Annotated in this window: 23 protein-coding genes; 11 read left to right on the top strand and 12 right to left on the bottom strand. The window is 62.3% G+C overall.

Features of this window, described 5'->3' with window-relative positions:
- The first annotated feature begins 213 nt into the window (after positions 1 to 213).
- Entirely contained in the window at positions 214 to 471 is a 258-nt protein-coding gene (locus tag NKJ18_RS01235) for a hypothetical protein (protein ID WP_023683688.1), read from the top strand.
- Here NKJ18_RS01235 and soxR read toward each other — a convergent pair.
- The gene (soxR, locus tag NKJ18_RS01230) at positions 468 to 914 is read right to left on the bottom strand and encodes a redox-sensitive transcriptional activator SoxR (protein WP_352757717.1); all 447 of its coding nucleotides are present in this window, start codon (positions 912 to 914) and stop codon (positions 468 to 470) included. The genes NKJ18_RS01235 and soxR overlap by 4 nt on opposite strands.
- Before the next feature lie 144 nt (positions 915 to 1,058).
- A complete protein-coding gene (locus NKJ18_RS01225) occupies positions 1,059 to 1,517 on the bottom strand; it encodes a tRNA (cytidine(34)-2'-O)-methyltransferase (protein WP_352757715.1) in 459 nt (152 codons plus the stop codon).
- Positions 1,518 to 1,962: 445 nt separating this feature from the next.
- On the opposite strand from NKJ18_RS01225, the gene NKJ18_RS01220 reads away from it, so the two are divergent.
- Genes NKJ18_RS01220 through NKJ18_RS01200 form a run of 5 tightly spaced genes read left to right on the top strand, consistent with a single transcriptional unit; the run spans position 1,963 to position 6,977 of the window.
- On the top strand, positions 1,963 to 2,370 hold the full coding sequence (locus NKJ18_RS01220) for a hypothetical protein (protein WP_023670019.1): 408 nt from the start codon (positions 1,963 to 1,965) through the stop codon (positions 2,368 to 2,370).
- Positions 2,371 to 2,397: 27 nt separating this feature from the next.
- Positions 2,398 to 4,293, top strand: coding sequence for an ABC transporter ATP-binding protein (locus NKJ18_RS01215; protein ID WP_352757713.1), 1,896 nt, complete (start codon positions 2,398 to 2,400; stop codon positions 4,291 to 4,293).
- 10 nt (positions 4,294 to 4,303) lie between these two features.
- Positions 4,304 to 6,187 carry an ABC transporter ATP-binding protein gene (locus NKJ18_RS01210; RefSeq protein WP_352757711.1) on the top strand — a complete coding sequence of 628 codons (1,884 nt, stop codon included), beginning with the start codon at positions 4,304 to 4,306 and terminating at the stop codon, positions 6,185 to 6,187.
- 3 nt (positions 6,188 to 6,190) lie between these two features.
- Complete coding sequence (locus tag NKJ18_RS01205; protein ID WP_352757709.1) at positions 6,191 to 6,667, top strand: GNAT family N-acetyltransferase; 477 nt, start codon at positions 6,191 to 6,193, stop codon at positions 6,665 to 6,667.
- Position 6,668: 1 nt separating this feature from the next.
- Positions 6,669 to 6,977 carry a DUF6665 family protein gene (locus NKJ18_RS01200; protein ID WP_023683695.1) on the top strand — a complete coding sequence of 103 codons (309 nt, stop codon included), beginning with the start codon at positions 6,669 to 6,671 and terminating at the stop codon, positions 6,975 to 6,977.
- A 20-nt stretch (positions 6,978 to 6,997) separates the two neighbouring features.
- On the opposite strand, the gene NKJ18_RS01195 is transcribed toward NKJ18_RS01200, so the two are convergent.
- Genes NKJ18_RS01195 through NKJ18_RS01185 form a run of 3 tightly spaced genes read right to left on the bottom strand, consistent with a single transcriptional unit; the run spans position 6,998 to position 8,045 of the window.
- The gene (locus NKJ18_RS01195) at positions 6,998 to 7,342 is read right to left on the bottom strand and encodes a cupin domain-containing protein (protein ID WP_023683696.1); all 345 of its coding nucleotides are present in this window, start codon (positions 7,340 to 7,342) and stop codon (positions 6,998 to 7,000) included.
- A gap of 5 nt (positions 7,343 to 7,347) precedes the next feature.
- The gene (locus NKJ18_RS01190) at positions 7,348 to 7,770 is read right to left on the bottom strand and encodes a type II toxin-antitoxin system VapC family toxin (protein ID WP_352757707.1); all 423 of its coding nucleotides are present in this window, start codon (positions 7,768 to 7,770) and stop codon (positions 7,348 to 7,350) included.
- Positions 7,770 to 8,045, bottom strand: a complete 276-nt coding sequence (locus NKJ18_RS01185; RefSeq protein ID WP_023701566.1) for a type II toxin-antitoxin system Phd/YefM family antitoxin — start codon at positions 8,043 to 8,045, stop codon at positions 7,770 to 7,772. The genes NKJ18_RS01190 and NKJ18_RS01185 overlap by 1 nt, the downstream gene beginning before the upstream one ends.
- Before the next feature lie 259 nt (positions 8,046 to 8,304).
- On the opposite strand from NKJ18_RS01185, the gene petA reads away from it, so the two are divergent.
- The 5 genes from petA to NKJ18_RS01160 all read left to right on the top strand — a co-directional run bounded on the left by petA (position 8,305) and on the right by NKJ18_RS01160 (position 13,007).
- The gene (petA, locus tag NKJ18_RS01180) at positions 8,305 to 8,865 is read left to right on the top strand and encodes a ubiquinol-cytochrome c reductase iron-sulfur subunit (RefSeq protein ID WP_023670027.1); all 561 of its coding nucleotides are present in this window, start codon (positions 8,305 to 8,307) and stop codon (positions 8,863 to 8,865) included.
- Between the two features lie 16 nt (positions 8,866 to 8,881).
- On the top strand, positions 8,882 to 10,225 hold the full coding sequence (locus NKJ18_RS01175) for a cytochrome b (protein WP_023670028.1): 1,344 nt from the start codon (positions 8,882 to 8,884) through the stop codon (positions 10,223 to 10,225).
- A gap of 23 nt (positions 10,226 to 10,248) precedes the next feature.
- On the top strand, positions 10,249 to 11,121 hold the full coding sequence (locus tag NKJ18_RS01170) for a cytochrome c1 (protein ID WP_023670029.1): 873 nt from the start codon (positions 10,249 to 10,251) through the stop codon (positions 11,119 to 11,121).
- Positions 11,122 to 11,306: 185 nt separating this feature from the next.
- Positions 11,307 to 12,452 carry an alpha-hydroxy acid oxidase gene (locus NKJ18_RS01165; protein WP_023670030.1) on the top strand — a complete coding sequence of 382 codons (1,146 nt, stop codon included), beginning with the start codon at positions 11,307 to 11,309 and terminating at the stop codon, positions 12,450 to 12,452.
- Positions 12,453 to 12,461: 9 nt separating this feature from the next.
- Positions 12,462 to 13,007 carry an adenine phosphoribosyltransferase gene (locus NKJ18_RS01160; protein ID WP_013529989.1) on the top strand — a complete coding sequence of 182 codons (546 nt, stop codon included), beginning with the start codon at positions 12,462 to 12,464 and terminating at the stop codon, positions 13,005 to 13,007.
- A 107-nt stretch (positions 13,008 to 13,114) separates the two neighbouring features.
- Here the strand turns inward: NKJ18_RS01160 and NKJ18_RS01155 are convergent, their stop codons facing one another.
- From NKJ18_RS01155 to NKJ18_RS01125, 7 genes are all read right to left on the bottom strand, one after another.
- The gene (locus NKJ18_RS01155) at positions 13,115 to 13,579 is read right to left on the bottom strand and encodes a MaoC family dehydratase (protein WP_023748156.1); all 465 of its coding nucleotides are present in this window, start codon (positions 13,577 to 13,579) and stop codon (positions 13,115 to 13,117) included.
- On the bottom strand, positions 13,576 to 14,037 hold the full coding sequence (locus NKJ18_RS01150) for a MaoC family dehydratase (protein WP_023670033.1): 462 nt from the start codon (positions 14,035 to 14,037) through the stop codon (positions 13,576 to 13,578). The genes NKJ18_RS01155 and NKJ18_RS01150 overlap by 4 nt, the downstream gene beginning before the upstream one ends.
- Positions 14,038 to 14,115: 78 nt before the next feature.
- A complete protein-coding gene (gene corA / locus NKJ18_RS01145) occupies positions 14,116 to 15,090 on the bottom strand; it encodes a magnesium/cobalt transporter CorA (RefSeq protein ID WP_023701569.1) in 975 nt (324 codons plus the stop codon).
- Positions 15,091 to 15,300: 210 nt separating this feature from the next.
- On the bottom strand, positions 15,301 to 16,404 hold the full coding sequence (ychF, locus tag NKJ18_RS01140) for a redox-regulated ATPase YchF (RefSeq protein WP_023754576.1): 1,104 nt from the start codon (positions 16,402 to 16,404) through the stop codon (positions 15,301 to 15,303).
- A 95-nt stretch (positions 16,405 to 16,499) separates the two neighbouring features.
- A complete protein-coding gene (pth, locus tag NKJ18_RS01135) occupies positions 16,500 to 17,240 on the bottom strand; it encodes an aminoacyl-tRNA hydrolase (RefSeq protein WP_023701571.1) in 741 nt (246 codons plus the stop codon).
- Positions 17,241 to 17,261: 21 nt separating this feature from the next.
- Positions 17,262 to 17,906 (bottom strand): 50S ribosomal protein L25/general stress protein Ctc, encoded by a 645-nt coding sequence (locus NKJ18_RS01130; protein ID WP_023686131.1) that lies wholly within the window; start codon positions 17,904 to 17,906, stop codon positions 17,262 to 17,264.
- 265 nt (positions 17,907 to 18,171) lie between these two features.
- Positions 18,172 to 19,404, bottom strand: coding sequence for an ROK family transcriptional regulator (locus NKJ18_RS01125; RefSeq protein WP_352461954.1), 1,233 nt, complete (start codon positions 19,402 to 19,404; stop codon positions 18,172 to 18,174).
- Between the last annotated feature and the right edge of the window lie 208 nt (positions 19,405 to 19,612).

Raw genomic sequence — 19,612 nt, 5'->3', positions numbered from 1 at the left:
GCGTGGCGCAGGGCACGATGCAAATGTCAAATTCGAAAACTCCACCAGAAACATAAACTTGCTAGTGGTCCTTGTGATTCCAACATTCGCAACGGCGCCTGGGGATTAGGGAGGCGAATGTTGGAATCGGACCACTAGCCTTTTCCGGGCGCGATCCCTAATCTCTTAGGGGCAAGGGTCAAGTGTCATCTGGTTCGGCCTAGGAGTTCTTTCATGCGCACGCCGGCAAGACCGCCGCTGCATGGCCTGAAGAAAAGGCTCGATCGTTCACGCGCCGAGCGCGAGCGCATGCCGCGTGACGGGTTTTTGCGCGAGACCTTCGTCCTGCCGCGCCCCGATGCGCGGCTCAAGGCCAAGGAATGGTTCGAGCGTTTTCCCAAGCAGGCCTACTGGACCGAGATCGAAAGCTGGTTCGAGCGGCCGGGCGACGTAATCGAATTCACCATACGGCGGCTGCCCGCGGCGGATTAGGATTCCACAAGCAGTCGCCTTGCGCCCGGCCCTTGCGCACGCAAGCGATCTTCCCTGTTTCGCAGCGGGCATTTGTCGATCGACATGCAGCCGCAGCCGATGCAGTCGGTCAGGCCGTCGCGCAGCTTCTTTAGCTGAGTGATCTTGCGATCGAGGTCGTCGCGCCAGCCGGTCGACAACAGGTTCCAGTCCTCGCGCGTCGGGGTGCGGCCTTCTGGCAGCGATTCAAGTGCGGCGCCGATCTCGGCCAGCGAGATGCCGACCTTCTGGGCGATCCGGATGATCGCCACCCGCCGCAGCACGTCGCGGCCATAGCGCCGCTGGTTGCCCGACGTGCGGTGGCTGCGGATCAGCCCGCGCGCCTCGTAGAAATGCAGCGCCGACACCGCCACGCCGCTGCGCATCGCCACCTGGCCGACCGTCAATTCCTTTACCGGAGCCATCTCGATTTTCCGCTTGACCTCAACTTAAGTTGAGCTTGTAGCCAGGAAACGTCGATAGGGCAATTGAGGAGAAGGCGATGTGCCTGGGTGAGAATGATGCAAGACGCAACGGCCGTTGGCGATGACGACAACGCGCTGAAGGGTCTAGCCGAGCTGCCGGATGGCTTCACCGGCGACCATGGCGACCGACAGCGCGACGTTGATGCTGCGCGTGCCCGGCTGCATCGGGATGGTCAGCCGCGCATCCGCCGCCTGATGGACAGGATCCGGCACGCCGGCGGATTCGCGGCCGAACAGCAGGATGTCGCGTTGGGCGAAGCTGAAGCCTGTATAGGGGGCCGCGGCTTTGGTGGTGAGCAGCACCAGCCGGCAGGCTTCGCCCTTGCGCCAATCCTCGAAGGCGTTCCAGTCGACATGCCGGGTCAGGGCAGCCATTTCGAGGTAGTCCATCCCGGCGCGCTTAAGCGCTTTGTCGGAGAGCGGAAAGCCGGCTGGTTCGATGATGTCGACGCCAAGGCCGAGGCAGGCGGCGAAGCGCAGGATTGTTCCGGTGTTGCCGGCGATGTCAGGCTGGTAGAGGGCGATGCGCAGACGGTGGTTCATTTCCGCGTCTTTCTAATAAGTGGCAGATCGGCCACAGCGGGTGGCTGGTTTTGGAAATTGCTGGACCTGCGGGTGGCCATTTTCTGCGAAGTCGATTATACCGGACGCATTGTCAACCCGAACCGATGGAGGGGTATTTCATGATGACCATGCACATCCAGCGCCCCTCCCGTGGGCTTACCTGCCCGCCGGCGGTTTCGGTACGACGATTTACCTGATTTCTTAGATCTGATCGCACCGATTCCCGCCGAACCCAATTTTCGGCTCTCGAAGGAATCCTGCGATGTTTTTCAAACCGTTAAAGGGGCCAAGCGCCCCAGCTGAGCATTTCGCGACCGAGGCCTATCGTCGTGTCCCGACGGATGCAATCCGTGCCTCCGGCCGAAGGCCGGCGCACGACATTGCTTCGCCTTTTTATGTCTATTTTCACACGGAGGACGGACCGATGTTCGATCCCTATAAGATACCGGGTTCAAGAAGCCTGCACGAACGCAAGACGGCGACCTGGGCGTTGCTGGTCGGCGAGACGTATTCGTCGGCGGTTCACGCCCAGACGCGCCGGCGTCCGCATCGCGGCATGTTGCCGGATGTCGATTTCTCGCGTGCGGTTCCCGACCACAGCCGGCCGTCGCTGGTGCGCCGGATCATCCGGCTGATCCGGCCGGGCGCGAAAAACCGGACTGGCGGCGGCGTGCCGTCAGCTCAGTCGAAGGCTTCTGTCGGTGAAAAGCCCGCAAGTCCCTATATTGCGCGAAGCAGGACCGATGGCCCGGGTGATTCCGGGCCGTCGGTCCCCGCCGACGTACGGTCTGGGGACGCGGAGCGCCCCGGGGATTTTTCCCGCGCCGCATGAGCGGACAAAAGTTTTGTGAGCATCACTATGTTTAGCTGGTTTGAAAGAAGGCTCGATCCGTTCCCCGCAGCGGAACCGGTCGAGCCGCCGAAGACGCTGGTTGCCTTCTGCGTGCATTATACGCGCGGCGCCTGGCCATACATCATCCTCGACGCGGTGCTGGTGACGGCGATTGCCATCGCGGAAGTGTGGATGTTCGGCTTCATGGGCCACATCGTCGACTGGCTGTCCGGGCAGAACCGCGAAACCTTCCTGCAGACCGAGAGCTGGAAGCTCGCCGGCATGGCCTTCGTCGTGCTGTTCGCGCTGCCAGGTACAGTATGGCTGCATTCTTTGCTCAACCAGCAGACGCTGATGGGTAACTACCCCATGCGCATCCGATGGCAGGTGCATCGTTATCTCTTGAAGCAGTCGATGAGCTTCTACCAGGACGAATTCGCCGGCCGCATCGCCACCAAGCTGATGCAGACGGCACTCGCCGTGCGCGAATGCGTCATCAAGGTGATCGAGGTGCTCAATTACGTAATCGTCTATTTCCTCGGCATGCTGTTCATCGTCGGCTCGGCCGACTTGCGGCTGGCGGCACCTCTCGGCGTCTGGCTGCTCGGCTATATCGGGTTGTTGCGCTATATCATCCCGAAGCTGGGCAAGGTCGGGGAGGCGCAGGCCAATGCGCGCTCGACAATGACCGGCCGCGTCGTTGACAGCTACACCAACATCCAGACGGTCAAGTTGTTTTCCCATGCACGGCGCGAAGCAACGTTCGCCAAAGAAGGCATGGCAGGCTTCCTCGACACGGTCTACCGGTCGATGCGGCTGGTGACGGTGCTTTACGGCCTGCTCTATATCCTCAACGCGCTGCTCCTGTTTTCGGTGACGGCGACGGCGCTGTGGCTGTGGCTCGGCCAGGCGGTGACGATCGGCGCCGTCGCCGTGGTCATCGGCCTCGTGCTCCGTATGTGGGGCATGTCGCAGTGGATCATGTGGGAAATGTCGAGCCTGTTCGAAAACATCGGCACGGTGCAAGACGGCATCGCCTCGATCTCGCTGCCGCGCCTGGTCGAAGACCGGCCGGGGGCGAAGGACATTGCCGTCACCAAGGGCGAGATCCGCTTCAACGACATTCGTTTCCACTATGGCAAGCAGAAGGGCGTCATCGAGAACCTGTCGCTGACGGTGAAGCCCGGCGAGAAAGTCGGCATTGTCGGGCGCTCGGGCGCGGGCAAGTCGACGCTGGTCAATCTCCTGTTGCGGTTCTACGACCTCGAGAACGGCCGGATCCTGATCGACGGCCAGGAGATCGCTTCGGTGACGCAGGATTCGCTGCGCGCGCAGATCGGCATGGTGACGCAGGACACTTCGCTGCTGCATCGTTCCGTGCGCGACAACATTCTTTACGGGCGGCCCGATGCGACGGAGGAAATGCTTGTCGAGGCAGCCGGGCGGGCCGAGGCGCTGGAGTTTATCGGCAGGCTTTCGGATCACACCGGACGTAAAGGGCTCGACGCTCATGTCGGCGACCGCGGCGTCAAATTGTCCGGCGGCCAGCGGCAACGCATCGCCATTGCTCGCGTTATGTTGAAGGACGCACCGATACTTATCCTTGACGAAGCGACGTCGGCGCTGGATTCCGAAGCCGAGGCCGCCATCCAGGAGAATCTCTACAAGCTCATGCAAGGCAAGACCGTCATCGCCATTGCGCACCGGCTGTCGACCATCGCGGCGATGGACAGGCTCGTCGTCCTCGACAAGGGCCGTGTCATCGAGGAGGGGTCGCACGAGGAACTCGTCGCCAGCGGCGGGCTCTACGCGCAGCTCTGGCAGCGCCAGTCGGGCGGGTTCCTGCTCGATGACGGTCCGGTCGATGCCGCCAATGACGCTGTTGCCAACGACATCGGCGTGAAGGGTGAAGCCGCAGAGTGATGACGTCAGCATGATGACAGCCGTCTATCGCTGGTTCGAGGACTGGGTCTATCCGTTCAGGGAGCCGGCGGACCTTCGGCCACCGTCAAGCGTCGGCGGCTTCCTCTGGCACTATGTCGGCCAGGCGAAGTTCGCCTTCTTCGCCATGCTGGTCATCGGCGGCATCGCGCCGCTGATCGAGGCCGGGCTGTTCTACTTCGTCGGGCGGCTGGTCGATATTCTCGACCAGCTTCCTGGCGAGCGCAGCTGGAATGCGCTGTGGACCGCCGCCGGTCCTGAACTGGTGTTCATGATCGTCGTGGTGGCGGTCATCCGCACAGTCGTCGTCGGCCTGTCGGCGCTGGTCAACGAACAGACGATCACGCCGGGCTTCTACAATCTGGTGCGCTGGCAGGCGCACCGGCATGTGTCGCGGCAGTCCTACACCTTCTTCCAGAACGATTTCGCCGGCCGTATCGCGACAAAAGTCTGGCAGGCCGGGCAGGCGACCGGCGACCTGATGGAGAGCTTCATCGAGGTCATCTGGTTCATGCTCATCTATACGGTGACGACCTTGGCGCTGGTCGCCGGGCTGGATCTGCGCCTGGCCGTGCTGGTGGTGATCTGGATCCTCGCGTTCGCCTGGCTGGCCAAGCTCTATCTGCCCTCGATCCGCAGGCATGCCGAGGCCACGGCTGAAGCTGGCTCGATGATCAATGGGCGCATCATCGATTCCTATTCCAACGTGCAGACGCTGAAGCTATTCTCGGCCGACGGCGACGACCGCTACATCAAGAACGGCTTCGACATCTATCTCGATGCACTACGGCCCTTCACCCGCCGGCTGACCGGCGTGCGCATGGCGCTGACGACGCTGTCGGGCATCATGATCACCGCGATTGGCTGCTTTGCCGTCTATCTCTGGGTCGAAGGGTCGATCACCGTCGGCGCCGTCGCGTTCACGCTGTCGCTGGTCTTGCGGCTCAACATGCTGCTCGGGCGCGTGATGATGCAGCTCAACGGCATATTGCGAAATCTCGGCGTCCTGGAAAACTCCAAGGCGCTGATCTCGCAGCCGCTTGGCCTTGTCGATGCGCCGGATGCGAAAGAGCTTGTCGTCGCCGGCGGCCGCATCGAGGTGAAGAATGTCGAGTTCCACTACGGCAAGGGTTTTGGCGTGCTGAATGGCATCGACCTTGTGGTCAAGCCTGGCGAGAAGGTCGGGCTGGTCGGGCCGTCGGGCGCGGGCAAGACGACGCTCGCCAACCTCATCTTGCGCCTCCACGACCTCGAGAGCGGCAAAATCCTGATCGACGGGCAAGACGTCGCCGAGGTGACGCAGAACTCGCTGCGCGCCAATATCGGCGTGGTCAGCCAGGACACGGCGCTGTTCCACCGCTCGCTGCGCGACAACATCAAGCTCGGCATGCCGGACGCGACCGAGGCCGAGGTGATCGCGGCGGCGAAGAAGGCCGAGGCGCACGAGTTCATATTGGGCCTGCGCGACAACCGGGACCGTACCGGCTACGAGGCTTTTGTCGGCGAGCGCGGCGTGAAACTGTCGGGCGGCCAGCGCCAGCGCGTCGCGATCGCCCGCGTCTTCCTCAAGGATGCGCCGATCCTGATCCTCGACGAGGCGACCTCGGCGCTCGATTCCGACATCGAGGCGGCGATCCAGGAGAATCTGGCCAGGCTGATGGAGAACAAGACGGTCATCGCCATAGCGCACCGGCTGTCGACCATCGCCGCGCTCGACCGTCTTGTGGTGCTGGACGGAGGCCGCATCGTCGAACAGGGCACGCATGACGAGCTGGTGGCGCTCGACGGGCTCTATGCGCGGCTGTGGAAGCGGCAGTCCGGCGGCTTCCTCTACCACGAGGAAAGCGTGCTGGAAGAGACACGGCCGGCGGAGTAGGGCATGGCAGTGTCGCCTGATGTCGGCTACGTCCTCAAGCGGCTGCGGCCAACCGCGCCGGCCTTCGACGCGCTGAAGGAGGAGAGCCGGCTGGAGGGCTACTGGATGCTGGTGCGGCTGGCGGATGGCTGGGCAGGCGGCTGCAACAAGTTCCTGAAACGAGGCGAGGCGCTGTTTGGCGCATGGCATGGCCGAGAACTCGCTGGTGTGTGCGGGTTGAACATCGATCCCTATTTCGAAGGCCGGGACCACGGCCGGGTCAGGCACCTGTTCGTCAGCGCGCGTCATCGCCGCAGCGGCGTTGGCAGCATGCTGGTCGAGACCGTCATTGACAGGGCACGTCAGCATTTTGCCGTGCTGAACACCCGCGCGCCACAAGGAGCCTTTGGGTTCTATGAACGGCTTGGCTTCCAGCCGGTGGTGGGCGAAGAATTCGTCACGCACCGCATGATGCTCTCTCAAGACAGAAAAGGAGGCTGAGATGTCACTGCGTCCGCCATCCCTAGGCGCCTCGGCTGCCGAAGCCGCGTTCGACGCCCTCGGCCATGAGATACTGGCTGAAAAGGCCGCAGCGCTCGGCCGTGCCGGCCAACGGGTCGAGGAAACGCTGGCCAAGCTCCGTCAGAACAACGACGACGAGGAGCAGCGACCGCGGCTGCTCAAGGAGGCTGCCGCAGCGGTGCACGCCTATTTCATCCAGCGTGAACTCTGCGGCCTGCGCCGGCATGAGTCGGTCATCCGCGAATACGATATCCCAAGGGCCGTGCTGGTCAGGCTCGGTGCAAGCTAGAGGTCACCAGCCGGCAACAATCATTCCAGCCATTCGGTGATGAAGCTGCCGTTTTCGTGGATGTCGGTCGTTTCGAGCGGGCCTGGGCCAAGATTGGTGAATTTGTGCGGCGTATCGGGCGGCACGATCAGGATCTGGCCGGCCGTGGCCTCGATCTGCTGGTCGCCGATCGTGAACAGGCCGGTGCCTTGCCGGATGATGAAGATTTCACAATAGGGATGCGTGTGCAGGCGCGGGCCGCCGCCAATCTCTTCCTGATAGTTGAAAATCAGGCAGGAGTTGGAGTCGTAGGCGCCGCATTGCAGTTCGCCCTGCCAGCGGCCGGGCGTCCTGGTCCAGGTCTCGCGGTCGATAATATGTGCCATAGCCTCTAACCCTTCGTCGATATCCAGGGGTTGAAAAGCTTCACGCCGGTGCCTTCAAAATCCTTGGTGTTGCGGGTCACGACTGTCAAGTTTTTGACGAGCGCGGTAGCGGCTATGAGGGCGTCGCGCTCCGGCTTTGGATCGGGAACGTGGAGGTTTGCGCAACGCACGACAACAGCCTTGTCTATGCTCAATATCCGGTCGTCAAACTGTGGAATGAGTGTCTGATCCAACCACTCACGGTACATGGTGGCCTGGCGAGTATCCTTCCTCGACAAGAGCAATGTTCCGATTTCGAGTTCCAGGATCGAAATGACCGACATGAAAAAGCTGGCGATGTCGTGGGTCTCTGACCAGGCCAAAACGTTGCGATCGGCCTTGTCCCGACGACGCAGATTCGAAACGACATTGGTGTCAAGAATGAACATCAGTCGAGTTCGGGAATCTTGAAAAACGGTCCTTCCAGGCGAGGTGGTTCCCAGTCGAAATCTGCTTCGGGGCGATCATCGGCAATCGCGTCCGCGAGGCTTCTCGGCTTCTTCTCTAAACGCTGATATTCCTCCATCGACATCAGCACATGGGAGGGCTTGCCGCGGTCGGTAATGATGACCGGCCCGTTCTTGGCTGCCCGTTTGGCATGCGCCGTGTCCTGGTTGAATTCACGGCTCGACATGATGGTTATCGTCTTCGTCGAGATATTCATATCAACACCTCCATCCGGAAGATGTAGACATATTGCTACATTCGGCCAAGCTCGTCAAATTTCTCTTCGTGCGGAACGCCCGCGACAATCTGCCCTTGTGGCCTCAGCCCGCTGGACAAAAACGGGCTTCACGCATAAACCGAAATCCAAATGCCGGAGGAATTCGCTAGCTTGTTCGTCATGCGCTGTCGGGCCGGCGCGATGGAGCGGGGACAAAGCTCGGCCGCCGGCTCGGAAGAGGCGAAAGGATCAGGCACCCGTGAGCGCAACCGACACCCAGGATCCCAACCGTCGTGATTTTCTCTACGTCGCCACCGGCATGGCCGCAGTGGTTGGCGCAGGCGCCGTTGCCTGGCCGTTCATCGACCAGATGCGCCCCGATGCCTCGACGCTGGCGCTGGCCTCGGTCGAGGTCGATGTCGCCTCGCTGACGCCTGGCATGTCGCTGATCGTCAAATGGCGCGGCAAGCCGGTCGTGGTGCGCAATCGCACCGAGCAGGAGATGAAGGACGGCGAGGCCGTGAACCTTGCCGACCTCAAGGATCCTATTGCCCGCAACGCCAATCTGCCCGCCGATGCGCCGGCGACCGATGCCAACCGCACCACGCCCGGCAAGGAAGCCTGGATGGTGATGGTGCAGGTCTGCACGCATCTGGGGTGCATTCCGCTTGGCCAGGAAGGCGATTTCGGCGGCTGGTTCTGCCCGTGCCACGGTTCGGTGTACGATACCGCCGGCCGCATCCGCAAAGGCCCGGCGCCGGAAAACATGGCCGTGCCGGTATTCAAGTTCATTTCCGATACCAAAATCCTTATCGGTTGAGGCAGGGGATAATTCGATGAGCGAGGGACACTCGACCTATACGCCCAAGACCGGTATCGAACGCTGGTTCGACGCTCGCATGCCGCTGCCGCGCATGGTCTATGACAGCTTCATCGCCTATCCGGTGCCGCGCAACCTCAACTATGCGTGGACCTTCGGCGGCATCCTCACGATCATGCTGGTGGCGCAGATCCTGACCGGTATCGTGCTCGCCATGCACTATACCGCTGACACCAATCTCGCCTTCAATTCGGTCGAGAAGATCATGCGCGACGTCAATTCGGGCTGGCTGTTGCGCTACATGCATTCCAACGGCGCCTCGTTCTTCTTCGTCGCCGTCTACATCCACATCTTCCGCGGGCTTTATTACGGCTCCTACAAGGCGCCGCGCGAGCTGCTGTGGATCCTCGGCTGCATCATCTACCTGCTGATGATGGCGACCGGCTTCATGGGCTATGTGCTGCCCTGGGGCCAGATGAGCTTCTGGGGCGCCACCGTCATCACCGGCTTTTTCAGCGCCATTCCGCTGGTCGGCAACTGGATCCAGGAACTGCTGCTTGGCGGTTTCGCCGTCGACAATCCGACGCTCAACCGCTTCTTTGCGCTGCACTATTTGCTGCCGTTCATGATTGCCGGCGTCGTCGTGCTGCACGTCTGGGCGCTGCATGTGGTCGGCCAGTCGAACCCGACCGGCATCGAGGTGAAATCGAAGACCGACACCGTTGCCTTTACGCCCTATGCGACCATCAAGGATGCATTCGGCATGATCGTGTTCCTGTTCTTCTTCGCCTATTTCGTCTTCTACCTGCCGAACTTTCTCGGCCATCCGGACAATTACACGATCGCCAACCCGCTGAAGACGCCGGCCCACATCGTGCCGGAATGGTACTTCCTGCCGTTCTACGCGATCCTGCGCGCGATCACCTTCAACATCGGGCCGATCAACTCCAAGCTCGGTGGCGTGCTGTGCATGTTCGGCGCCATCGTCATGCTGTTCCTGGTGCCGTGGCTCGACACCTCCAAGGTGCGCTCGGCGGTCTACCGGCCCTGGTACAAGCTGTTCTTCTGGCTGTTCGTCGCCGACGCTGTCCTGCTTGGCTGGCTTGGCTCGCAGCCGGCGGAAGGCGGCGGTCTGTTGACCCTCCTGATAGGTGAGGTCTCGGGCAACTACGTCGGCTACGCTCAAGCGGCGACACTGTTCTACTTCGCCTTCTTCCTCGTCATCCTGCCGGTGCTTGGCCTGATCGAGACGCCACGCAGATTGCCGAATTCGATCACCGAGGCGGTGCTTGAGAAGAACAAGGGTGCCGGAGGGGGACATCCGGCCGGTGCGACCGCGGCGCCGGAAACCAAAGGCTGAGTGAGAATCTAAGGGGATTTGGCATGAAAAAGATTCTCACCTCGCTCGCCCTGCTAGGCGTGTTTGCCGCTGGCATCGGAGCCGTCGGCAGTGTGGCGATCGCCGCTGAAGAGGCGCACAACGCGGCGGCACCGACGCATTTCCCGATCCACGAGCCGAAGGAGATGGACTGGACTTTTGCCGGTCCGTTCGGCACCTACGACAAGGCGCAGCTGCAGCGTGGCCTGAAGGTCTACAAGGAAGTCTGCTCGGCCTGCCACTCGATGAATTTGGTGGCGTTCCGCACGCTGGAGGACCTCGGCTATTCGGAAGCGCAGATCAAGTCGCTGTCGGCCGAGTACACCATCCATGATGGACCCAACGATGCCGGCGACATGTTCGACCGGCCGGGCAAGCCGTCAGACCATTTCCCGGCGCCGTTCGCCAATGAGGAGGCGGCTGCCGCTTCCAACGGCGGCGCTGCCCCACCGGATATGTCGCTGCTGGCCAAGGCGCGCGGCGTCGAGCGCGGCTTCCCGCGCTTCGTCTTCGACATCTTCACGCAATATGCGCAGGGCGGCCCGGACTACATCCATTCGCTGCTGACCGGCTACGACGAGACGCCACCTGCCGGCATGGTGATCCCCGAAGGCACCCACTACAATCCATACTTCATGTCCGGCGTGTCGCTGAAGATGCCCAAGCCGCTCTCCGACGGCCAGGTCACCTATGATGACGGTTCGCCGCAGACGATCGACCAGTATTCGCGCGACGTCTCGGCGTTCCTGATGTGGGCGGCCGAGCCGCATATGGAAGACCGCAAGAAGACCGGCTTCCGCGTGCTGGTGTTTCTGCTTCTGTTCGGGGCGCTGATGTATCTGACCAAGCGCAAGGTATGGGAAGGCGTGGCGCACTAAGCCGCATCTTATTCCTCGGAAATGGAAAGGGCGTCTTCGGACGCCCTTTTTGCTTGCCAAACCGGACATGGTTCGCATCTTGGCGCAGCAGCCGTCCAGTAAGAAGTCCGTTGGCACGGCGCCATGCGATTGGTATTGCACGCGCGCCCGGCGGATAGCCGGCTAGAGGGGCATTTGGATCGATGATGCGGCTACGCGACTGTCACAACTTTTCCGATTTCCGGCGCATGGCCCAGCAGCGGTTGCCGGGCCCAATCTTCAACTACATCGATGGCGCGGCCGACGACGAGGTCACCTATCGCCGCAACACCGAGAGTTTCGAGCGCTGCGACCTCGTTCCCAACGTGCTGCGCGGGGTAAGCGAGATCGACATGTCGGTGACGGTGATGGGCCAGAAGCTGGCCATGCCCGTCTATTGCTCGCCGACCGCCTTGCAGCGGCTGTTCCATCATCAAGGCGAGCGCGCGGTGGCCAAGGCTTCGGCCAAATTCGGCACTATGTTTGGCGTGTCCTCGCTCGGCACCGTCAGTCTTGAGGAAGCGCGCAAGATCAGCAGCAGCCCGCAGGTCTACCAGTTCTATTTCCACCGGGATCGCGGCCTCAACCGGGCGATGATGCAGCGGGCGAAAGCGGTTGGAGTCGAAGTGATGATGCTGACCGTCGACAGCATCACCGGAGGCAACCGCGAGCGCGACAAGCGCACCGGCTTTGCCATCCCCTTCAAGCTCAACCTTGCCGGCATGCTGCAGTTCGCGCTGAAGCCGGGATGGGCGATCAACTATTTCACCCATGAGGGATTCAAGCTGCCGCAGCTCGACGAGCATGTCGACATGGGCGGCGGCACGATGTCGATCAGCCGCTACTTCACCGAGATGCTCGATCCGTCGATGACCTGGGACGATGTTGCCGAGATGGTCAGACTGTGGGGAGGTCCGTTCTGTCTCAAGGGCGTCATGTCGGTGGAGGATGCCAAGCGCGCCGTCGAGATCGGCTGCAGCGGCATTGTGCTGTCCAACCATGGCGGCCGGCAGCTGGACGGCTCGCGGGCGGCGTTCGACCAACTGGCCGAGATCGTCGATGCCGTCGGCGACAGAATAGACGTCATCATGGATGGCGGCGTGCAGCGCGGCACCCATGTGCTGAAGGCGCTGTCGCTCGGCGCCAAGGCTGTTGGCGTCGGCCGCTACTATCTGTTCCCCTTGGCGGCGGCCGGACAGCCGGGCGTCGAGCGGGCGCTGGAGCAGATGCGGATCGAGATCGAGCGCGGCATGAAGCTGATGGGCTGCAGTTCGATCGAACAATTGTCGCGCAACAACCTCCGTTTCAGGTAATCTCGACCCATGAAATCCTCGCTCGAAGACACGCTGCTCGCCGCGATCCGCACCATTCCGGACTACCCCAAGCCCGGTATCCTGTTTCGCGACATCACCACTTTGCTCGGCAATGCGCGCGCCTTCCGCCGCGCCATCGACGAGCTGGTGCATCCCTATGCCGGCCAGAAGATCGACAAGATCGCCGGCATCGAGGCGCGTGGCTTCATCCTCGGCGGTGCGGTCGCGCACCAGCTTTCGGCCGGTTTCGTGCCGATCCGCAAGAAGGGCAAGCTGCCTTACGAGACGGTACGCGTCGCCTACAGCCTGGAATACGGGCTGGACGAGATGGAGATGCACAAGGACGGCGTTGCGCCGGGCGAGAAGGTGATCCTGGTTGACGACCTGATCGCGACCGGCGGCACGGCGGAGGCGGCGGTCAAGCTGCTGAGGCAGATCGGCGCCGATATTCTTGCCGCGTGCTTCGTCATCGACCTGCCGGATCTCGGCGGACGGGCGAAGCTCGAAGCGCTGGGCGTGCCGGTGCGGACGTTGATCGGGTTTGAGGGGCATTAGGGAGTAGGGAGTAGGGAGTAGGGAGTAGGGAGTAGGGAGGAAGCTCCGCATTCCGTGCAAGGCGCAGCACCCACTGCTGCCTAATCCCTACTGCCTAAACCCTAGCCCTACCCAGCCTTCACCAGCACCGCGCTGTCGAACTCCAGCACCTTGTCGCCCGTCGAATCGAATCCTTCCGAGCGCAGCGCGAGCAGCCGCCAGCCGGGGCGATTGGCCAGCGGGCGGTGGGAGACGGCCGTGCGGGTGAAGGTGACGGTTTCGCCGGCATAGACCGGCTTTGGCCATTTCAGGTTCCTGAAGCCGGGGGAGGGGCCGAATTCTGGTACCGGGCCGGGTCCGGTCCATTGAGAAGCGTCCATAGGATTTTTGAGATTGAGCTTCATCCAGGTGGCCGCGGTGTGCCAGCCTGAGGCGCAGAGGCGGCCGAACACGCTTTTCTTCGCCGCCTCCTCGTCGACATGAAAGACCTGTGGATCGTATTTGCAGGCGAACGCCTTGATCGCCTCGGTTTCGAATGTGTGCGAACCGAGGTTGATGGTATCGCCGATGCGGAAGAACGCGTCGAGGCTCATGCGCCGGCCTCGCGGGTCAAGAACATGACAGTGTTCTCAAGTTCGAAGACGCTTTCACCGCGCTGGTTGAACAGTTCGCTGCGCAAGGTGACGAGGCCGAGCTGAGGCCTGGATTTCGACAGGCGCCTGGCAAGCACGCTGGTGCTGCCGGCCAGTGTGTCGCCGGCCAGCACCGGCTTCTTCCATTTGACCTGGTCGATGCCGGGCGCGCCTTGCGCGGTCGAGTCGAGCAGGAAGGCGTCGCACAGCATGCGCATGAAGATCGCGCAGGTGTGCCAGCCGGAGGCGGCCAAGCCGCCAAGGATGCTGGCCTTGCCGGCGGCTTCGTCGAGATGCATCGGCTGCGGGTCGAATTCGGTGGCGAATTCGATGATTTCGGCCGCACTCACCTGCTTGGCGCCGAGGTCGATCGATGCGCCCTCGGTGAAATCCTCGTAGGCCCAGCTTTTTGCGGTCATGATCTCAATCCGGTTGTACGATCACCGGGCATCCGGATGCCGTCCGGGCGGCGTTTGGTCAAGCGAATTCTATTGGGCCTACAACCAGCCGCGGCGGCGGAAATACCAGAACGGCAGGATCGCCGACAGGATCATCAGGCCGATGGCGAAGGGATAGCCGAGCTCCCATTTCAGCTCCGGGATGACGTCGAAATTCATGCCGTAGATCGAAGCCACCAGCGTCGGCGGCAGGAAGATGACGGCGGCGACCGAGAAGATCTTGATGATGGCGTTCTGCTCGATCGAGATCATGCCGAGCGTCGCGTCGAGCAGGAACGAGATCTTCTGCGACAGGAAGGTGGCATGGTCGGCGAGCGACAGCACGTCGCGCGATACTGTCTTGATGCGGGCGCGGACGTCCTTGCTCATCTTGATCTGGGTCGCGACGTGGGCAAGGAAGCCGGTGAGGCGCTGCAGCGAGATCAGGCTGTCGCGGATCGAGGAGGCAATGTCTTCCTTGCGGCCTATGGCCTTGAGCAGTTCCTGGAAATCGCGATTGCGCTTGTTCACCTTGGTCGACCGCGCCTCGAAGATGTCGCGCGAGATCGTCTCGATGTCACGGCCGGCGCGTTCGAGAATATCGGCTAGGCGATCGACGATCGCCTCCAGCAGGCCGATCAGGATGGTGTTGCCGGTGGTGCAGCCTGTCGCCACCTTCTCGGCGCGCAGCGGAAAGGTCTTGAACGCCTTCGGCTCATGATAGCGGATGGTGACCAGTCTCGGGCCGGCAAGCACAAAGGTAACCGGTGACATCAAGGGATCATCGATTTCGGTCTGCGCCGGCAAGGTGGCGGTCATGAAGTAGGCGCCGTCCTCGATGTAGAGGCGGCTCGAAATCTCGATCTCCTCCATCTCCTCGCGCGTCGGGATGGCAACACCGAGCCAGGTCTCGATCGTTGTTTCTTCTTCCTTGGTCGGGTTGAGAAGGTCGGCCCAGACGACCTGATCGCCATTGGCCACGAGATCGTCGGCGAGGCGCAGGCGATCATTGTCGACGACGAAGGCCTTGATCATCGCCGGTCTCCGTTGGTTGAGCCCAAGGTTTCGTTTAATAGCGATGGGTCTTGCACGCGCCGCCGTTCCCACGGGGACGGCCAAGTCGCATGCAAACGGCCATAGACCCGGTGCCAAGGGCAGTCAAGCGAAGCGGCATGCCGGCTCCTCCACTTGACGAAGCCATGATCGGCCGCCGTCAGCGCGCGAGCCGCGAGATGCCTCGGCGTCTCAGGTGTTGAACTTGAACAGCAGGACGTCGCCGTCCTGGACGACATATTCCTTGCCTTCGTCGCGCGCCTTGCCGGCTTCCTTGGCCGCCACTTCGCCGCCCAGTGTGATGTAGTCGTTGTAGGCGATGGTCTGCGCGCGGATGAAGCCGCGCTCGAAATCGGTGTGGATGACGCCGGCCGCCTGCGGGGCCTTGTCGCCCTTGTGGATCGTCCAGGCGCGCGTCTCCTTCGGCCCGGCGGTGAAATAGGTGATGAGATGCAACAGATCATAGCCGGCGCGGATGACCTTGTTGAGGCCAGGCTCGTCGAGCCCGAGCGAGGACAGGAACTCCATCTCTTCCTCGTCCGAGAGCTGGGCGACTTCGGCCTCGATCGCGGCCGAGATCACCACGGTGCCGGCGCCTTGGGCGGTCGCCATCTTTTCCACGGCCCTGGTGTGCTCGTTGCCGGTGGCGGCGTCGGCTTCGGCGACGTTGCATACATAGAGCACGGGGTGCGAGGTCAAGAGGTTCAGTCCCTGCAGGATGCGCAGGTCTTCCGCTGAAATGCCGTTGAGCAGGATGCGGGTCGGCTTGCCGGCCTGGAGGAGCTCGAGTGCGGCCTCCATCATCGGCAGCACGGTGGTTGCTTCCTTGTCCTTGCTGCCGGCGCGCTTGCGGATCTGCACGATGCGGCGCTCGAGGCTGTCGAGGTCGGCGAGCATCAGCTCGGTCTCGACCGTATCGGCGTCGGCGACAGGGTCGATCTTGCCCTCGACATGGGTGATGTCGTCATCCTCGAAACAGCGCAGCACATGCACGATGGCGTCGACCTCACGGATGTTGGCGAGGAACTGGTTGCCCAGCCCTTCGCCCTTGGAGGCGCCGCGCACCAGGCCGGCGATGTCGACGAAGGAGATGCGGGTCGGGATGATCTCCTTAGACTTGGCGATCGCGGCGATCTTCTGCAGCCGCGGATCAGGCACCGCCACCTCGCCGGTGTTCGGTTCGATGGTGCAGAACGGATAGTTGGCGGCCTGCGCCGCCGCCGTCCTGGTCAATGCGTTGAAAAGCGTCGACTTGCCGACGTTGGGCAAGCCAACGATGCCGCATTTGAAACCCATGTGTCCGGTCCTATCGGGAAACTAGAAATTTGATGAGGGCTATGGGCGATAGGGGTGAGCAACGTCAAGCCCCGCGGTCCCGATCCTATCGACGCTCAGTCCTTCTTGCCGAACAGTTTCTTCAGCATGGCGGCCATAGGGCCGCTTTCCGGCAGCTTGGCCGGCGCCTGCTGTGGCCGTGCCTGGCGGATGTGGCTTTGAGCTTTCGGGCCCTCAGCCTTCGGCGCCTTTGGCGGCGGCCGGTCGTCGTCGCCGGTTGGCGTTAGTTTGTCGCGCAAGGCCAGCGTCACCCGGTTCATGAAAGAACTGTCGTCGCCCTTGGCCAGCAGCCCGGCATCGTCGGCGATGGTGTCGAGCAGCACGTCCAGCCATTCGCGGTCGGCCTTGGCGAAATCGCCGAGCACATGGGACTGCACCATTTCCCGGACGCCGGGATGGCCGACGCCGATGCGCACGCGGCGAAAGTTCTTGCCGACATGCTGGTCGAGCGAACGGATGCCGTTGTGTCCGCCGGCGCCACCGCCGACCTTGACCCGCAATTTGCCGGCCGGCAGGTCGATCTCGTCGTAGAAGACGGTCAGCGCCTCGGGGCCGAGCTTGTAGAAGCGCAGGGCTTCGCCGACCGGCTGTCCCGACAGGTTCATGAAGGTCTGCGGCTTGATCAGAAGAATCTTTTCGCCGGCAATCGTGCCTTCGGCGATCAGGCCCTGGAACTTCTTCGACCAGGGCGAAAACGAATGGCGGCGGGCAATTGCGTCCGCCGCCATGAAGCCGACATTGTGCCGGTTATCAGCGTATTTCGCGCCCGGATTGCCGAGGCCTGCAAAGACAAGCATCGTGAACTCCGGGCCCGAAAATTACTTCTCTTCGGCAGCAGGAGCCGCCGCTTCGGGGGCTGCCGCTTCCGCCGTCTCTTCCGTCTCCGGCTTCATCGCCGAGGAGCCGGCAATGGTCGCGATGGTGAAATCGCGATCGGAGATCACCGGCTTGACGCCGGCCGGCAAGGTAACCGCCGAGATGTGGATCGAATCGCCGATGTCGGCGCCGGTGAGATCGACGGTGATGAATTCCGGGATCGCATTGGCCGGGCAGTGGAACTCGACTTCGTGACGCACGATGTTGAGCACGCCGCCGCGTTTGATGCCGGGCGACTTGTCTTCATTGATGAAGTGGACGGGCACGTCGACGTTGACCTCGGTGTCCTTGCCGATGCGCAGGAAGTCGACATGGACCGGGAAATCCTTGACCGGGTCGAGCTGGAAATCCTTGGGCAGAACCTGGATTTTCTTGCCGTCGACATCGATCGTGGCGATCGTGGTCAAAAACCCGCCGCCATGGATTTTGTAGAAGACGTCCTTGTAGTTCAGCGCAATCGCCAGGGGAGGCTGTCTGTCGCCGTAGATAACTGCAGGCACTTTACCGTTGCGGCGAACTGCACGGGCGGACCCCTTACCGACCTGTTCGCGCGCTTCGGCCTTGAGCTCGTAAGTATCGTGGCTCATGGCATTTCCTTTCGCGTTTTATGGAGCGTTTGCGGTGGCAGTGTGCCTGGACCGTAAACGTCGAAAGCCGCCAGGCCTGGATGTCCGAATGCCAGAAACCGCATACGCGGAGCTTTGTTCGGGATCACAAGGGAAGGCAGCCTTCCGCCGCGTTGCCTCCAAGGGTGTCTACGCGGGTGGCGGCTCTATAGCGGAAGGCGGGCAGGCGTGCAAGCCATGGCGGGCAAGGGAGGCCGATGCCTGCGTTGGGCGCGCCGCATTGCGCTCAGGCCGGCAGGTCGGTGGGCGGATTTGATCCGTTTCCCTTGGCGCCACCGAGCGTGGACAGAGCGCTCAGCAGTTTCGTCCGGTCCTTGCCGATCATGAGCACGCCGCTGTCGGGCGCCAGCAGCGCCGAGAACGGAAGCATGGCAGCGCCGATCGAGGAGGCCTCAGGGCCGAATTGCCCCGACACGATCTCCGGCGCCACGATGCCGATTGCGCTGGCCTGGTTGAACTGGGTCTGCACCCTTGCCAGCAGTTCGAGATGGATCGGCCTGGGCAGGATCGAGTCGAGAACGATGGCCTCGATGTCGATGATGGAGGTGATGGCGATGATCGCCTCGACCAGCGCGCTCGCGCAATCGTCGATCCATTCGAACAGCGGCAAGCGCGCTTCGGGTGGCAACGGATCGAGTTCCCGCACACGATTGATCACTACGCCGCGCGACCTCAGGTGATTGACCAGCACATAGATCGAGGCGCGATGCAGCAGGCTCTGGTAGCGCGCAGGCTTCGCCGCCACCGAATCGAGGCTTGAGGGCGAGACCGGCAAGGGTCCGAGGGCAGCGCTGTTGCCATGCGGCCCCGTGTGGACCCTGCCGCCTTGCACCAGGCCGCCGCCGACAAAAGTGTCGATCGAGATGTGCATGAAATCGCGGAAGCGGGCGCCGGCGCCCTGGACAAGTTCGGCCAGCGCCGCCGACGTGGCGTCGTTTTCCACGAACACCGGCGTCTTTGCCGGCGTGGCAAAGCATGTCGTCAGGTCGATCGTTTCCCAGCGGCTGCCGAGATCGTCGGGAAAGCCGAGTTCCTCGCTCCAGCCGCCGAGGAAATAGGGGGAGGCAATGCCGACGCCGACGATGCTTGCATCGCCAAGCCCGTCGACGAGTTTCTCGAACGTGGCCAGCGCCATGTTGCCGGCCTTCAGCACCAGATCAGGATCGGGGAAGCGGTATTCGTGCGACTCTCTTGCGCGGATTTCACCGGCGAAGTCGACCAGAACAGCTTCCAGCGCACGCCGGCCGATCTTGATGCCGACGCTGTAGATGCGTTCTGGTGTCAGTCGGTAAAGCGTGGAGGGCGATCCGCGTTGCCCGAACCTTTTCCCCACTTGCTTTACGAAACCGGAGGATTCCAAGCCGTCGACGATGGCAGCGACCGCCGCCGGCGTCAGGCTTGCCGCGCGCGCCAGATCGGACTTGGACGCTTCCTTGAGGCGGCGGATGGCGTCGAGCACGAAACGCTCATTATAGTGCCGAACTTTGACAGAATTGCTACCTTTCCCTGACAAAACCCGCACTCCCCAAATGTCCCGCTCCCGGCGCGAAGCCCGCAAACCACCTGCGGCCGAGCGCACCCTGCGGTGCCTATGTTGGCGGCGACAGTGCGCGTCGGAACCATGGAAGTCAATTTTTGCCGTTGCGCCTTTGCGCTATTTAATATAG

The organism is Mesorhizobium sp. M0217, assembly GCF_040321955.1.
Taxonomy (GTDB): domain Bacteria; phylum Pseudomonadota; class Alphaproteobacteria; order Rhizobiales; family Rhizobiaceae; genus Mesorhizobium.
This window is presented reverse-complemented; position numbering and strand designations above follow the sequence as displayed.

Coding starts and splice junctions, on each gene's coding strand:
- NKJ18_RS01155 (WP_023748156.1), bottom strand. CDS start 13,579: ATGAGCCTCGACGCGTTCTTCCGCATCGGCGATACCATCAACCTCGGT.
- NKJ18_RS01195 (WP_023683696.1), bottom strand. CDS start 7,342: ATGGCACATATTATCGACCGCGAGACCTGGACCAGGACGCCCGGCCGC.
- NKJ18_RS01175 (WP_023670028.1), top strand. CDS start 8,882: ATGAGCGAGGGACACTCGACCTATACGCCCAAGACCGGTATCGAACGC.
- soxR (WP_352757717.1), bottom strand. CDS start 914: ATGGCTCCGGTAAAGGAATTGACGGTCGGCCAGGTGGCGATGCGCAGC.
- NKJ18_RS01235 (WP_023683688.1), top strand. CDS start 214: ATGCGCACGCCGGCAAGACCGCCGCTGCATGGCCTGAAGAAAAGGCTC.
- NKJ18_RS01165 (WP_023670030.1), top strand. CDS start 11,307: ATGCGGCTACGCGACTGTCACAACTTTTCCGATTTCCGGCGCATGGCC.
- NKJ18_RS01185 (WP_023701566.1), bottom strand. CDS start 8,045: ATGAATATCTCGACGAAGACGATAACCATCATGTCGAGCCGTGAATTC.
- NKJ18_RS01220 (WP_023670019.1), top strand. CDS start 1,963: ATGTTCGATCCCTATAAGATACCGGGTTCAAGAAGCCTGCACGAACGC.
- NKJ18_RS01190 (WP_352757707.1), bottom strand. CDS start 7,770: ATGTTCATTCTTGACACCAATGTCGTTTCGAATCTGCGTCGTCGGGAC.
- NKJ18_RS01200 (WP_023683695.1), top strand. CDS start 6,669: ATGTCACTGCGTCCGCCATCCCTAGGCGCCTCGGCTGCCGAAGCCGCG.
- NKJ18_RS01170 (WP_023670029.1), top strand. CDS start 10,249: ATGAAAAAGATTCTCACCTCGCTCGCCCTGCTAGGCGTGTTTGCCGCT.
- pth (WP_023701571.1), bottom strand. CDS start 17,240: ATGCTTGTCTTTGCAGGCCTCGGCAATCCGGGCGCGAAATACGCTGAT.
- NKJ18_RS01160 (WP_013529989.1), top strand. CDS start 12,462: ATGAAATCCTCGCTCGAAGACACGCTGCTCGCCGCGATCCGCACCATT.
- NKJ18_RS01150 (WP_023670033.1), bottom strand. CDS start 14,037: ATGACCGCAAAAAGCTGGGCCTACGAGGATTTCACCGAGGGCGCATCG.
- NKJ18_RS01225 (WP_352757715.1), bottom strand. CDS start 1,517: ATGAACCACCGTCTGCGCATCGCCCTCTACCAGCCTGACATCGCCGGC.
- NKJ18_RS01130 (WP_023686131.1), bottom strand. CDS start 17,906: ATGAGCCACGATACTTACGAGCTCAAGGCCGAAGCGCGCGAACAGGTC.
- NKJ18_RS01210 (WP_352757711.1), top strand. CDS start 4,304: ATGATGACAGCCGTCTATCGCTGGTTCGAGGACTGGGTCTATCCGTTC.
- corA (WP_023701569.1), bottom strand. CDS start 15,090: ATGATCAAGGCCTTCGTCGTCGACAATGATCGCCTGCGCCTCGCCGAC.
- ychF (WP_023754576.1), bottom strand. CDS start 16,404: ATGGGTTTCAAATGCGGCATCGTTGGCTTGCCCAACGTCGGCAAGTCG.
- NKJ18_RS01215 (WP_352757713.1), top strand. CDS start 2,398: ATGTTTAGCTGGTTTGAAAGAAGGCTCGATCCGTTCCCCGCAGCGGAA.
- NKJ18_RS01205 (WP_352757709.1), top strand. CDS start 6,191: ATGGCAGTGTCGCCTGATGTCGGCTACGTCCTCAAGCGGCTGCGGCCA.